Source organism: Actinoplanes solisilvae (assembly GCF_003999975.1).
Lineage (GTDB): Bacteria > Actinomycetota > Actinomycetes > Mycobacteriales > Micromonosporaceae > Actinoplanes > Actinoplanes solisilvae.
This window is the reverse complement of sequence record NZ_RJAC01000019.1, coordinates 161,700-174,726: the sequence shown is the minus strand read 5'-3', so window position 1 is coordinate 174,726 and position 13,027 is coordinate 161,700. Positions and strand designations below refer to the sequence as shown.

Genomic DNA, 13,027 nt, shown 5'->3' with positions numbered 1-13,027 from the left:
CAGGTGACCCGATGAAGATCCGCATCAAAGGGACCACCGCCGAATGCGCCGCAGCCCTGACCGCCCTGCGCCTGTCCAGCCTGGTCGACGTCCATGAGCCGCCGGATCTCCACCTCGACCAGGGCGGCCCTGCCTGGATCCGGCTCGATCTCGAAGTCCAGCTTCCCGACCACACCGCACGGGAGACCAACCAGTGACGATCCCGACCCTGACCGCCCCAGCCGAGACGACGACGCCTCGGCCGGGCTCCCGGGCCGCCCGGTTCGCCCAACCACGCGCCGTCGACGCCCTTAAAGATCTCGCTATCGACCACGGCGTCTGCGTACGCCCCATCGCGCTGCGCCGCACAGACTTGGCCACCGGCAAGACCGAACTCGTCGACCTGCCCTGCGGTGCCACCCTCGAAGCCAAGTGCCCACCCTGCGCCAAGCGGGCGCGGAGGCTGCGGCAAGTCCAGATCCGCGAAGGTTGGCACCGCGCCGACGAACCGCATCCCGGCCCCTCGCCGGCCACCGCTCGGCAACGAGAATTGATTACCGCGCGGGCACACCTCGAATTCGAGCGGGCCGCCCTTCAACTCGCCGCGATGGACCCCGACGACCGGGTGATCGCGCTGGACCGAATCGACGCCGCCATCGAGGCGGTCGAGCAGGAGATCGCCGCCGAAGGCATGCGCGGCAGCGTCGCCCCCGGCCACGCCTGCGACGACCAGGGCGACGACGACGCGCCTCGTCGTGTCCGATCGACGAAGCGCCGGCCGGACGTGCCCGACCTGCCTCGACAGAAGGTCGACCCGCGCACCGTCGGCCGTACCTACACCGGCAACGACGGCTCCGAACACCGGCCGTCGATGTGGCTCACTCTCACGCTGGACAGCTACGGCTCGGTGCATTCCGTCCACCAGGGACGGCCGTGCTCCTGCCGTCAGCGGCACACCGAGGACGATCCGCTGCTCGGCACACCGGTCGACCCCGCCCGTTACGACTACCGACGCGCGGCCTGGGACGCTGTCCACTTCCCCCGCCTGCTCGACCGCTACTGGCAGAACTTGCGCCGTGCTGTCGGCTGGAACGTCCAGTACGCCGGCTGCGTCGAGCCGCAGAAGAGACTCGCTCCGCACGCGCACTTCGCGATTCGGGGAACTGTTCCCCGCACGATGCTGGAGCTCGTCGCAGCCGCCACCTACCACCAGGTCTGGTGGCCGAGAGCCGACCAACTCCGCTACCCGCTCGACCGGCCGCCGACCTGGGATGCCAGGTCCGAGATGTGGGTGGACCCGGAAACCAAGCGCCCGCTTCAGACCTGGGCTGAAGCTTTGAACGAGATCGATGACGATCCGGACGCTGAACCAGCGCATCTCGCTCGCTTCGGCGCCCAAGTCAAGGCCAAGGGCGTCGACCCGGGTTCCGGCGACGTCGACCGCACCATCGGCTACATCACCAAGTACGTCACCAAATCCGCGGCGGACTGCCATCAGGCCACCAGCGACCCGCAACGCGACCACCTGGACCGGCTCTGGCATGAACTTCGCATCACCCCGTGCTCCGAGCGATGCGCGAACTGGCTGCTCTACGGCGTCCAGCCGAAGAAGGCGCACGGTCGGCTCCGCCCCGGCCACTGCAAGGGACGCGTTCACCAACGGACCACCCTCGGCATCGGCGGCCGGCGTGTCCTCGTCTCCCGCGACTGGTCCGGCAAGACCCTCGCCGACCACCGTGCCGATGCCCACGCCTGGGTCAAAGCCCTGCTCGGCACCGTCGACCAGCCGGAAGCCGATCCCGAACCGGAGAAGCAGATCGCCTGGGAGTTGGCACGGTACGACGACCCCGATCTACCGCCGCTCGATCATCGCCTTCTCCGCGCAGTCTCCGAGCGCATCCGCAGACGCTCCGAACTAGCCACCGCGAGACAACGTGCCGCCGCAGGAGAGGAGATCCACCGATGAGAAGCGCGAACGTTCGGCAACTCCCCCTCGCTCCCCGACTGTGGTCCGTCGGTGACGTCTCGGACTTCCTCGGCATCCCCGTCGGCACCCTCTACCAATGGCGCCACCGTGGCCAGGGACCGCGCGCCCGCAAGGTGGGCCGGCACCTGCGCTATGACCCTGCCGATGTCCAGTCCTGGCTCGAAGAGGCGGCCTGACGATGAGCGTGACAAGACGACCCAACGGCAAGTGGCGCGCCCGCTATCGCGACGCAGGCGGCAAGGAGCACTCCAGGCACTTCGACCGCAAGGCCGACGGCGAACGCTGGCTCAACTCCGTCAAGAACAGCATCGCGCGCGGCGAGTGGATCGATCCCGCCCTGGCGAAAGTCAGCACCGGCGACTGGGCGGCGCGCTGGATCGGCAACCAGGTCCAGCTCAAGCCCTCAACTCTGTTCCGCTATGAGTCGCTGCTCAGGAACCAGATCCTCCCGGTCTGGGAACGCGTCCCGCTCTCGGCAGTCACCCACACCGACGTGGGCGAATGGATCCGCCGCATGTCCGAAGCGGGCCTCGCTCCTTCAACCGTTCGGCAAGCGCACCGGGTCTTCTCTCTGGTCCTGGCCGAAGCAGTTCGCGACGGCCGTCTCCCCCGCAATGTGGCTACTGGCGTCCGACTGCCCCGCGTAGGCAAGGCAGAAAAGATCTTCCTGACGCACGCCCAGGTCGCCGTCCTCGCCAACGCGGCCGAACCGCACGGCCTGACCGTCCGGGTCCTCGCCTACACCGGCCTCCGCTGGGGCGAGCTGGCCGCGCTGCGAGTCAAGCGCGTCGACCTGACCCGTCGACGCCTGCTGATCGCCGAGTCGATGAGCGAAATCAACGGCAAGGCCGTCTTCGGCACCCCGAAGACCCACCATCGCCGGTCAGTTCCGGTTCCCCGCTTCCTCGTCGACCCGCTCAAGGAACGGGTCTCCGGCCGGGACCGCGACGCCCTCGTGTTCACCTCACCCGAAGGCGGGGTGCTGCGTAACAACAACTTCCGACGCCGCGTCTTCGACAGAGCGTCATGGGAAGCTGGGCTCACCGGCATCACACCGCACGAACTGCGGCACACTGCTGCGAGCCTGGCGGTTGCGGAGGGCGCCAACGTCAAGGCGGTTCAGCGGATGCTCGGCCACGCATCCGCCGCGATGACGCTGGACGTGTACGCGGACCTCTTCGAGGACGACTTGGACCAGGTCGCAGACCGCCTGGATCAGGCCGCGACGCAAGCTGGTGCGGACTATTTGCGGACTGATCACGCCGCACCAGCCTTCGACGCGGTCCGGCCGGCCGCAAAGAAGCAGGCCAGCTAACGTGGGGCGGGCGGGACTCGAACCCGCGACCGAGGGATTATGAGTCCCCTGCTCTAACCCACTGAGCTACCGCCCCGTACCGGCGGCGATCCTAACCTGTCACGCACACCTACGACCAGCGATCTCCTTCGCGAACGAAGCAGGTCGATGCGGTGAAGGGGCTAGACGCCGACTCGGGTTCCCAGCCATGAAAGCACGGCTCCCGCGGTCCGCCATCCACCGGCCAGCGCTCCCTGGATGGACGGACTGTCACGGTGGTCGCCGGCAACGAAGAGGCCGTCGCCCAGGTCGACCGTTTTGCGCAGATTGTATTGGGGGACACGGGCGGCGGGCAGGGCCTCGGGGATGTTGATGACCTCGAGCAGCTCCCAGTCGTCGCTGGGTGTGCCGTACAGCCGGGACAATTCGACCCGGATCACCGTCTCGGACGCGGACGAGGGCGCCGACACCCCCACCACGGACGCCGCGATCAGGGATTTTCCGCTCGGCGCATACTCCGGTGCCGCGTTGCTGATCACGACTGTGTTGGCGATGATCTCGCGTCGGTCGCCGTCGAGCACCAGCGTCGGCTCGTTCAGCGGCGCGTGGTCGGCCCCGAAGTAGAACGTCGTGAGCCCGTGCATGTCGGGCTTCGGCAGCTGCGGGAGCAGGGCCGAAGCCGACGACGGGTCCGTCGCGACGATCACCGCCCGGCAGTTGATCTGGCCGGCCTCGGTGACCACCATGCCCGGCTCGATCGAGAGCGTCCGAGCCCCGATCAAGAGCTGCGGGTACGGCAGTGGGCCCGCGATCGCCGCGGGCAGGGCCGCCATTCCCGCGGCCGGCACGCCGATCTTGCCTCGCGCGAACGACCGCAGGATCATCGCGAGGACGTGGCTGGATGTCTCGAGCGACCGGTCGGCGAACACACCCGAGAGGAACGGCCGCAGCACTTCCTCGATCATGCGGTGCGACAGCCCGGCTTTACGCAGCATCTCCTGCGCCGTCGTCTCCCGCGCCTCGAGCAGCTTCGAGGCCGGCAGCGTCGCGCACCGGGTGGCCAGCGCCGCGAACTTGAGCCGATCGCTCAGCGTCCCCACGCCGGATGTCAGCGTCTGCGCCACGGCCATCGGTTCCCGCAGCGGGTTCTCGAGCCGATGCAGCTCACCCCCACGCCGGACCAGGACACCCGGAGTGAAATACCGCATGTCGAGCGCTGCCACATCAACCAGCGCGGGCAGCCGCGGATAGGCGGTGTTCAGCACCTGGAACCCGCGGTCGAAGTGCCACCCGTCGACAACATCGGTGCCCACCCGCCCGCCGACGCGATCAGCCGCCTCCACGAGCAGCCACTCGACGCCCGCCCGGTCCAGCCTGCGCGCAGCCGACAGCCCGGCAAGACCGCCGCCGACGATGACGACGTCCACCTCTACGGGTTGCGACACGGGTACCTCACAAGGGGACGAATCAGGCAGCCCCAGCCTAACGGCGCCGAATGGCGGCGGCAGGAAAAAGGCCAAGACGAACGTTGCCCGCCACCGTGCGAGGCAAACAATGCGGCCCCGGCAATCACGCACCGGGGCCGCCTTCACTGTCGACCGGGTTCGGCGTCAGTCGATGTCGACGCCGCGCACCCGTCCCGCCAAGTCGGCGGTGACTATCTGGCCGCCGGCGAGCACCGGAGTAGCGAAGCTGTAGCCGGTGCCGAGCCGGACCAGGCGGTCCAACCGGCCGGTGGTCAGGTCGAGCGCCCCGAGCTGGCTGTTGACGCCCAGCACCCAGGCGGTGCCCTCGTCGACGACGGCTCCGGAGTTGAAGACCGGGAAGCCTAGCTGGGTCTGCCATTTCGCCGCACCCGTGAACGCGTCGACGAGCTGGGTGGCGCCACGTTCCTGGATCAGCAGCAGGGCGGGGGCGCCGCCGACCGACACCAGCCGGGGACCGGCGTACATCGATGATCCGGCGACCGACCAGCGGGCAGCGCCGGTCGCGGGGTCGAGACCCCAGGTCGCGGAGACCGAGGAGACCACGACCGGTCCACCCGGAACCACCACCGTACGGTCGTCCCACGCGCCGTAGAGGAGCGCAGTGTTCGGGTCGGTCGTGGCGCGGGTGGTGAAGCTCCACAGCGGCATCCCGGTCCGGGCGTCGTACGCGTGGACCCGCGCGTCGCCGGTGCCGACGTAGACGCGGGTTCCGTCGCACGCCGGGCGTCCGGCCGCGAAGCCACCGAGCGGCGCGCGCCAGCGCTCCCGGCCCGTACGGGACTCGAGCGCGAGCAACGTCGTGCCGGCGGCGACAAGCACAACGTCGGCATCGTCGATCCGGGTAGGCAGCGGCGTCGAGAGGACCGGCTCGTCGGTGCGGACCCGCCAGCGACACCGGCCGGTACCCGCGTCGAGCGCGGTGACGCTGTGGTCGGCTCCCGGCACGACGACCGTCGACCCGTCCGGCGTCACCACCGGTTCCCGATGGACCGCGCCCGTGCGCACGGTCCAGCGCCGCTTGGCCCGCCCGTGCCGTACCGACAACGCGGTGACCTCCCCCGCCGTCGAACCGGCCACGACCAGGTCACCGGACGAGCCGAGCGCCCCCTGCACCGGGCCGTCCAGTCCGATCTCCCAGGCCACCCGGGGCCCGGAACCGGAGCGTCGTACCGTCCGGACCGTGTCCCACCAGGCCCCGTCAGCGTCGACCGCACGCAGCCGTACCTGGTGCTCCCCCGGCGGCAGCGCCGAGGCGTCGAGCGTGACCTGCCAGCGGTGTCCGGTCCGGGCCAATTCGGTGTACGGGGTGACGATGTTCCCGCTGTACCCGGTCTCCGGGAGCACCTGGGCGCGTACGGCCACCGGCGTGGTGCGCCCGAACGCGGCGGTGACCGCGAACGTCGTACCCGCGTCGTCGACCTTGACCTGGGACGGCTCGACCGGTGCACCAGGGCCTTCTCCGGCCAGGGCAACGGTGACGACCACCGTGGTGCGCGTCTCGCCGCCGGCCAGCAGGTCGACCCGGGTGATCTCGAGCCGCGGCTGCCCGGCCTCGTCGTACGTCCGCTCGGCCCAGTAGTAGTGCGGCGCGTCCTTGACCGCTTTGAGGGTCACCTCGACCAGGCCGTTCATCGGGCGTACGGCTTCGGCGTGCACGTGCCCCGCGAAGATCACCCGTACGTCGTGCCGCTCGACGATCTCGAGGAACCGGTCCTGGTCGTCGGCGTAGAACCAGGTGTCGCCGACCGGGTGGTGCTGAAACACGACGATCGGCGTGCCCCTGCGGACCCGGCGCAGATCCCGCTCCAGCCAGTCGAGCAGTTCGGTGCCGAAGTGCCCCGGCTCCTGCAACAGGATCGTCGGGTCGAGCGCGACGATGTGCACTCCCGCGACCTCGAACGACTGCGGGCTGGCCCCGAACGCCCGGTGATAGTTCTCCTTGGCCGCCACGTCCCAGCGCACTTCGTGGTTCCCCGGGGTGTAGCGGATGCGCTCGGCCAGCCCCGCCGGAACGGTCGACTGGTAAAGCGCGATCTGTTCCGGCGTACCCGAGTCGGTGATGTCCCCGCAGTGCAGCACCGCCCCCGGTTCCCGCGCCGCGATGGCCTGAAAAACCGCCCGCATCGTCTCCGTCCGCGCTGGCGCAGCCGGGTTGAGGTGCGTATCAGAGATCAACGCAAGCGTCATCGGCTCGCCCGCCCCGCCCCGGCCCGATGCCGAAGCAGCCTCCGCGGGTTCAGCGAGCGCCAGCGCCCCGAGCGTGACCCCCGCCGCACCGAGCAAACCGCGCCGGCTGAGGGTCCGATTGATGCCGAGATCAGAGCTCACACTGGTTCCTAACCTGAGTCGCTGACACCCCCATACGCAGATGTCGATCATGAAACCTAGCGACCCAGAACGAACACCCAGCAACACAAACCTGATCGAACGATGTCATTCCCACACCGCCGCCGGAACCACCCCATCGCAACGCCCCCGGGGCGAGCGCGCCGCCACCCAGCACACCAGCAGGAAGGCCCATGACCTCGACCCAGGAAAGCGCCCCCAGGCACTAGCCCAGCACACCAGCAGGAAGGCCCATGACCTCGACCCAGGAAAGCGCCCCCAGGCACTTTCCACCCCAACCACGACATCGTGGGGGTCTGGGGGCTCGGCCCCCAGGTAAGAAACAGAGCGAGGCCCCCGTCCGCGGTGTTCGCGGACAGGGGCCTCCGACTCGCTCCCCCGATTGGACTCGAACCAATAACCTGCCGGTTAACAGCCGGCTGCTCTGCCAATTGAGCTACAGGGGACTGCTGCTCCAGCACCTTGTCTTTCTCGGTGCCGGAGAACAGAGTACATGACGGGGGCGTGTGGGCGCGAAGGGGTATCCCGGCTCGCCGCGTCGGGGGGAAACCCGGCGCGTAGGAGTACGAAAGCCGCAGCATGGGTATGCACGGCAACATCGACGCTCGCGCGTCACGAACGGAAGGAGCCGCCATCATGCGCGGAAAGCTGATGTTCATCACCGGTCTCGCGGCGGGCTTCGTCCTGGGCAGCCGCGCCGGCCGGGAGAAGTACGAGGAGATCCGGGCCAACGCCAAGAAGGTGTGGGAGCACCCCTCGGTGCAGGAGGCCGCCGGGGTCGCCCAGGCACAGGCCAACAAGCTGTACAGCGAGAGCAAGGACAAGCTTCAGTCGTCGAAGTTGGGCGAGAAGCTGCACGTCACGTCGGAGGGGACCAGCAGCAGCCCGACTGAGCCGTTGGCTTCGACGAACAGCAAGCCCACCGGTAGCACGATCTGACCGGAGCACCACAGCACAAAGCTCTGAGGCCGCCCTCAACGGAGAGGGCGGCCTCAGCTGTGTCACTGACGGAACGTCAGGACGACGACGAGAACGCGGCGTCGAAGGCGGCCGTGGGCGCGTCGAACGCCAGGCGGCGCACGAACTGCAGGGCTTCGGGCGCGCCGACGAGGCGGTCCATGCCGGCGTCTTCCCATTCGATCGAGATCGGGCCTTCGTAGCCGATCGCGTTCAGGGCGCGGAAGCAGTCTTCCCAGGGCACGTCGCCGTGGCCGGTGGAGACGAAGTCCCAGCCGCGCCGCAGGTCGGCCCAGGGCAGGTGGCTGCTGAGCCGGCCGCGCCGCCCGTCGCCGGTGCGGACCTTGGCGTCCTTGCAGTCGACGTGGTAGATGCGGTCTTTGAATTCGAGGATGAAGTTGACCGGGTCGAGGTCCTGCCAGACGAAGTGGGACGGGTCCCAGTTCAGCCCGAACGCGGGCCGGTTGCCGATGGCCTCCAGCGTGCGGCGGGTGGTCCAGTAGTCGTACGCGATCTCGCTGGGGTGGACCTCGTGGGCGAAGCGCACGCCGACCTCGTCGAACACGTCGAGGATGGGGTTCCAGCGGTCGGCGAAGTCCTGGTAGCCGCGGTCGATCATGGCTGGCGGGACGGGCGGGAACATGGCGACGGTGTGCCAGATCGACGAGCCGGTGAAGCCGACGACCACGTCGACTCCGAGCTTGGCCGCGGCGCGAGCGGTGTCCTTCATCCGTTCGGCGGCCCGTTGCCGTACGCCCTCGGCCTCTCCGTCGCCCCAGATGTCGGCCGGCAGGATGTCCTTGTGGCGCTCGTCGATGGGGTGGTCGCAGACGGCCTGGCCGACGAGGTGGTTGCTGATCGCGTAGACCTTGAGGTTGTACTTGGCGAGTTGCTCGCGCTTGCGGTCGATGTAGTCGGGCTCGTTCAGCGCCCGGTCGACCTCGAAGTGATCACCCCAGCAGGCGATCTCGAGCCCGTCGTATCCCCACTCGGAGGTCAGCCGGCAGACCTCCTCGAAGGGCAGGTCGGCCCACTGGCCGGTGAAGAGCGTGATGGGTCGCGACATCGTTTCTCCCTCGAATTAGAGCACTCGGCTCGAAAAGAGCACTCGGTAAGAGCAGCATTAGGCGGGCGGCGAGGGAAAGCCGCCCCTGGCAGCACCGAGGAACAGACCGGAGGGGTTTGCGCCTCCCACGACCCGGTCCGCCCCTGATGGTGACGCCATGACCGACTCTAGACGGATCGGCGCGGCACGCAAGGGCCCGATTCACCGAGCGGGACAGGGCTCATTCTCGGGTGCGAGGCCGAGGGCGTCGAGCTCGGCCAACAGGTACGTAACGTCGCCCGCGATCTGTTCGGCGGTGGACTCGGCGGCCCGGCTGACGAGTGTCAGGTTCTCGGTGAGCGGGCCCTGGCGGCCGAACAGGCGGCGCAGGCCTTCGCGCCAGGCGCCCGTCGTCGACCCGGCCACGGCGGTCAGGCGCACCTCGACGATCGCGAGCCCCGCGTCGGTGACGGTCTCGATGCCGGCGGCGGGGTCGGGCCAACGGCGGGCGACGTGGCCGAGGTCGAGGCTGAGGCCGAGCCGGTCCTTGTCGACGCGGCTGAGCGCGGCCACGGTCTGGGCGGGGCTGTCGAGCACCTGCCCGGCGGCCGGCTGGAACCCGACGCGGACGGCCCGCCCGTTCTGCCAGGCGAGGTCGGCGAGGCCGGCCGAGAGGCGCCGCAGGATGCCGGCGGTCGCCTTCTCGTCGGCCTCGGCCCAGCCCTCGCGGGGGCCGATGCCGGTGGTGCTGACGGTGCCGCGCACGGCGTCCTCGTCGAGCAGGTCGAGCAGGATGCGGGCGAGGTCGAGCGTGTACTCCCGGCGGGCGGGTTCGCTCCAGGAGGGGGTCTCGCCGCCGCCCTCGTCGAAGGGCGCGCCACTCAACGTGACGACATCGAGCCTGCGGGCGTCGATCTCGGCACGCAGCCGGGTGCGGGCGCGGCTCTCGACGGCGAGGGCGGCGGCGAGCGAGGGGGGAAGCCAGAGGCTCACGCCGAGAGCGTCGGCGCCGAGCCGGGCGCGGACCGCTCCGTACGTGTCGAGCTGGGCGATGACGGCGGGTAGATTGCACGCCGTCATCGGGGCGATCTCACAGCTCAAATGCACGACCCGGCCGGAGGGATGTCTCAGCCGCATCAGAGTCCTCCCCGGACAAGGGCACCGGCGCATCTGCACGTGCATCGGCACGTGCTTACTGGTCCAGTATGGACCATGCGGCCGCCGGCGCCCGAAACGCGCGCCGCGGGCCCTCGCGTTGCCATAGCGCCTCCAACCGTGGGATCACCTGCCCTCGGATACGAGAGTCATGCGTTCACGGGATCAGCGGCGTACGGGCCGTGCGACGCCATGACCGGCAAGAACATGATCGGCGGCGGGCCCGCTAATAGGCAAGGGTCGATGAGAATGCACATGGTGACCTGCCGGTAGAACTGGTAAGGGTGCTGCCGAAATGGTTCCACGGGGGTCTATGCGTGTGCACCATATGAGAATTCGGGCATGCAAAAGACGATCACCCGTGCGCCCGCACTGGATCTTGTCGTGACGACAAATTCACGGGTGGTCGCCGAGCAGCCGGGTCGCCAGCACGGCTCCTCGTACGACGTGAGGATCAGCCCACGGATCGACGAGACTCGGATCATCCGACCTTCCCACCCCGTACGACCGGGCGGCTGAAGGGCCTTTGGTCCCGTCGCCGTTGATGTGGGGCGCTGTGTGCCGATCTCCTCGTGAGCCGGGACCTTCGGCCCTGATCGAGGTAGTGTCGGCGGCGGGACGCTGGGCTCATGACACCGCTCGAACGGGCCGCCACGGCCGCGCTGCACGCCCCGTCCGTCTTCAACACCCAGCCGTGGATCTGGCAGATCGACGGCGACGTCCTCGAACTGCGCGCCGACCTGTCCCGGCGTCTCGAGATCACCGATCGGGACGGGCGGATGCTCGTGCTGAGCTGCGGGGCGGCGCTGCACCACGCGCTGACCGCGCTGAGCGCCGCGGGCTGGTCCTATGAGGTCACGCGCCTGCCCGACCCGTCAGTGCTGGCCCGCGTCACGCTCGGTTCGCCCGTGCCGGTCGACCCGGCGGTGGCGCGCCTCGCGGAGGCGATCCCGCGGCGGCGCACCGACCGCCGGCCCTTCGGAGCGCGGACCGTGCCGGACGCCGAGCTGACCCGGCTTCGTCTCGCGGTCGAGGCCCGCGGCGCCTACCTGCACGTCGTGACGTCCGAGCAGGTCGCGAAGCTGGGCATCGCGGCGTCCCTGGCGAGCGACGCCGAGCTGACCGATCCGCGCTACCGGGCGGAGCTGCGGGAGTGGACCTCAGATTCCTCCTCCTCCGGGATTCCCCCGGCCACAGCGGTCTCGCCCGGGTTGCGAAGGGTTCCAGTACGGGATTTCGCGCCCGACGGCGAGGCCGGGCTGGCGGTCGGCTCCGATCACGACGAGGGAGCCGCGTACGTGGTTCTGTTCGGGCTCGGCGACGACCTGGGCTCGCTGTTGCGGGGCGGGGAGGCGCTTTCGGCCCTGCTGTTGCTGGCGACGGCCGACGGGCTCGCCACGGCGCCACTGAGCGACGCGATCGAGGTGGAGTGGCCGCGGGTGCTGGTGCGAGGGCTGCTGGCCGGGGTCGGCGAGCCCTACGTGGCGGTGCGGCTCGGCTACCCGAGCTCGGCGACACCCCTGCCGGAGCGTCCTCGTCGCACAGCGGCCGACGTGATCGTCAGGCTGTGATGCCGCCCTACGGCCGGCAGGACCTTCTGCGGGCCGCGGCGGCCAGGATCCGCGCGCCGTCCCTGCACAACACACAGCCGTGGCGGTTCTGACTACGCGACGGCTCGGTCGAGGTGCTGGCCGACGCTTCGCGGCCGCTTTCCGCGGCCGACGGGTGCGGCTGGGCCGTGCGGCTGGGCTGCGGCGCGGCCGTGTTCAACGCCCGTCAGGCGCTGGCCGTCGACGGAATGCCAGGCTACCCCAACTGCCGATGCGAATCGGCTACGGCCATCCCGGCCCCGCAACCCCTGCCGCGACGTCAACGACATCCTGACCGCCGAGGGCCTTCCCCGACGGGTCCTTCGCCTACGGAATAGATGGAAGTCGCTTGCTAATGTCGACGGACATGAATGGGGACACTGAGCGACGGTTACGACCGTGACCGGGCGGCCCCGAACACCGCAGGGCGGTGACGGCGGCGAACCACCAGGCCCTCACGGCCGGCGCGACAGCCCGAAGCCTGAACCCGGCACGCCGGGAAGTGTGGCCGAAGGCCACCAAAGACTCTCCGAGAAGGCATCCGTCGGGCGATCGACTGCCGACGGCGGACGCGGCGGCACAACCGGCAACGGTGCCCCCACTGCGGCAAGCGCCCCTGACTTCACCGCCGGTGAGATCGATTCAAACAAGATCACGGGATATGCGATGAACCCCGACCATCCCGTAGGCCGCAACAAATATCGAGTGATCAACAGCGTCACAGGGCTGGAGGCAAGCGACGCGTCGCAGATCGAACGACAGATCCGCGACGGCGTGATCAGTGGGACGCCGATCGAGGGCAGGGCAGACCAGTACGGTCAACGGTGGGCTGTCGATGTGCCACTCACAGGGCCCGAAGGCAGCATCATCGTGCGCACGGCCTGGATAGTCGACACCGGATCAGCCACTCCACGGCTGGTGACAATTTCGTTCCCGAAGGAAAAATCGTGAAGCTCTACGACACGGTCCGGCTGCTGATCGACTTGCCGGCGGAGGGACTGGCCGCGGGTGCGACGGGCGCCGTCGTGCACGTCTTCGAGCGGCCGAATCTCGCGTACGAGGTGGAGTTCACCGACGAAGAGGGCCGGACGGTCGCACAGGTGCCTCTGACACCAGACCAACTCGAACTGATTCCCTGACGAGCTGGGCCCGGCCCGATCCGCGGGACGGAACGCCCGCCGCGCGACG

Annotated in this window: 12 protein-coding genes and 2 tRNA genes; 8 read left to right on the top strand and 6 right to left on the bottom strand. The window is 69.3% G+C overall.

Features of this window, described 5'->3' with window-relative positions:
- The first annotated feature begins 11 nt into the window (after positions 1-11).
- The 4 genes from EER30_RS34975 to EER30_RS34960 are packed head-to-tail and all read left to right on the top strand — an operon-like array spanning position 12 to position 3,281.
- Positions 12-197 carry a hypothetical protein gene (locus tag EER30_RS34975; protein WP_127505059.1) on the top strand — a complete coding sequence of 62 codons (186 nt, stop codon included), beginning with the start codon at positions 12-14 and terminating at the stop codon, positions 195-197.
- Positions 194-1,945 carry a replication initiator gene (locus tag EER30_RS34970; RefSeq protein ID WP_240670485.1) on the top strand — a complete coding sequence of 584 codons (1,752 nt, stop codon included), beginning with the start codon at positions 194-196 and terminating at the stop codon, positions 1,943-1,945. The genes EER30_RS34975 and EER30_RS34970 overlap by 4 nt, the downstream gene beginning before the upstream one ends.
- A complete protein-coding gene (locus tag EER30_RS34965; protein ID WP_127505057.1) occupies positions 1,942-2,142 on the top strand; it encodes a helix-turn-helix transcriptional regulator in 201 nt (66 codons plus the stop codon). The genes EER30_RS34970 and EER30_RS34965 overlap by 4 nt, the downstream gene beginning before the upstream one ends.
- 8 nt (positions 2,143-2,150) lie before the next feature.
- Entirely contained in the window at positions 2,151-3,281 is a 1,131-nt protein-coding gene (locus tag EER30_RS34960) for a tyrosine-type recombinase/integrase (RefSeq protein ID WP_205650548.1), read from the top strand.
- A gap of 2 nt (positions 3,282-3,283) precedes the next feature.
- Here the strand turns inward: EER30_RS34960 and EER30_RS34955 are convergent.
- The 4 genes from EER30_RS34955 to EER30_RS34940 all read right to left on the bottom strand — a co-directional run bounded on the left by EER30_RS34955 (position 3,284) and on the right by EER30_RS34940 (position 7,539).
- A tRNA-Ile gene (locus EER30_RS34955) sits at positions 3,284-3,357 on the bottom strand.
- Between the two features lie 85 nt (positions 3,358-3,442).
- Positions 3,443-4,705, bottom strand: coding sequence for an NAD(P)/FAD-dependent oxidoreductase (locus EER30_RS34950; protein ID WP_127505053.1), 1,263 nt, complete (start codon positions 4,703-4,705; stop codon positions 3,443-3,445).
- 165 nt (positions 4,706-4,870) lie between these two features.
- The gene (locus EER30_RS34945) at positions 4,871-6,934 is read right to left on the bottom strand and encodes an outer membrane protein assembly factor BamB family protein (RefSeq protein ID WP_240670491.1); all 2,064 of its coding nucleotides are present in this window, start codon (positions 6,932-6,934) and stop codon (positions 4,871-4,873) included.
- Positions 6,935-7,466: 532 nt separating this feature from the next.
- A tRNA-Asn gene (locus EER30_RS34940) sits at positions 7,467-7,539 on the bottom strand.
- Between the two features lie 190 nt (positions 7,540-7,729).
- Here EER30_RS34940 and EER30_RS34935 point away from each other — a divergent pair.
- Positions 7,730-8,032 (top strand): hypothetical protein, encoded by a 303-nt coding sequence (locus EER30_RS34935; protein ID WP_127505049.1) that lies wholly within the window; start codon positions 7,730-7,732, stop codon positions 8,030-8,032.
- A 76-nt stretch (positions 8,033-8,108) separates the two neighbouring features.
- On the opposite strand, the gene EER30_RS34930 is transcribed toward EER30_RS34935, so the two are convergent.
- Positions 8,109-9,116: a sugar phosphate isomerase/epimerase family protein gene (locus EER30_RS34930; protein WP_127505047.1), complete on the bottom strand. Its 1,008-nt coding sequence runs from the start codon at positions 9,114-9,116 to the stop codon at positions 8,109-8,111.
- Positions 9,117-9,317: 201 nt separating this feature from the next.
- Complete coding sequence (locus tag EER30_RS34925) at positions 9,318-10,232, bottom strand: sugar phosphate isomerase/epimerase family protein (protein ID WP_127505045.1); 915 nt, start codon at positions 10,230-10,232, stop codon at positions 9,318-9,320.
- 647 nt (positions 10,233-10,879) lie between these two features.
- On the opposite strand from EER30_RS34925, the gene EER30_RS34920 reads away from it, so the two are divergent.
- The 3 genes from EER30_RS34920 to EER30_RS34910 all read left to right on the top strand — a co-directional run bounded on the left by EER30_RS34920 (position 10,880) and on the right by EER30_RS34910 (position 12,978).
- Positions 10,880-11,821, top strand: a complete 942-nt coding sequence (locus EER30_RS34920) for an Acg family FMN-binding oxidoreductase (protein ID WP_127505042.1) — start codon at positions 10,880-10,882, stop codon at positions 11,819-11,821.
- A gap of 417 nt (positions 11,822-12,238) precedes the next feature.
- Positions 12,239-12,790, top strand: a complete 552-nt coding sequence (locus tag EER30_RS47465) for a DUF6883 domain-containing protein (protein ID WP_164842583.1) — start codon at positions 12,239-12,241, stop codon at positions 12,788-12,790.
- Positions 12,787-12,978 (top strand): DUF4926 domain-containing protein, encoded by a 192-nt coding sequence (locus tag EER30_RS34910; RefSeq protein ID WP_205650547.1) that lies wholly within the window; start codon positions 12,787-12,789, stop codon positions 12,976-12,978. Before EER30_RS47465 ends, EER30_RS34910 begins: the two co-directional genes overlap by 4 nt.
- Positions 12,979-13,027 lie beyond the last annotated feature (49 nt).

What these genes read in the sequence shown, in the direction of transcription:
- EER30_RS34920 (WP_127505042.1), top strand. Translation starts at nt 10,880, where the DNA reads ATGACACCGCTCGAACGGGCCGCCACGGCCGCGCTGCACGCCCCGTCC.
- EER30_RS34965 (WP_127505057.1), top strand. Translation starts at nt 1,942, where the DNA reads ATGAGAAGCGCGAACGTTCGGCAACTCCCCCTCGCTCCCCGACTGTGG.
- EER30_RS34935 (WP_127505049.1), top strand. Translation starts at nt 7,730, where the DNA reads ATGCGCGGAAAGCTGATGTTCATCACCGGTCTCGCGGCGGGCTTCGTC.
- EER30_RS34945 (WP_240670491.1), bottom strand. Translation starts at nt 6,934, where the DNA reads ATGACGCTTGCGTTGATCTCTGATACGCACCTCAACCCGGCTGCGCCA.
- EER30_RS34925 (WP_127505045.1), bottom strand. Translation starts at nt 10,232, where the DNA reads ATGCGGCTGAGACATCCCTCCGGCCGGGTCGTGCATTTGAGCTGTGAG.
- EER30_RS34975 (WP_127505059.1), top strand. Translation starts at nt 12, where the DNA reads ATGAAGATCCGCATCAAAGGGACCACCGCCGAATGCGCCGCAGCCCTG.
- EER30_RS34930 (WP_127505047.1), bottom strand. Translation starts at nt 9,116, where the DNA reads ATGTCGCGACCCATCACGCTCTTCACCGGCCAGTGGGCCGACCTGCCC.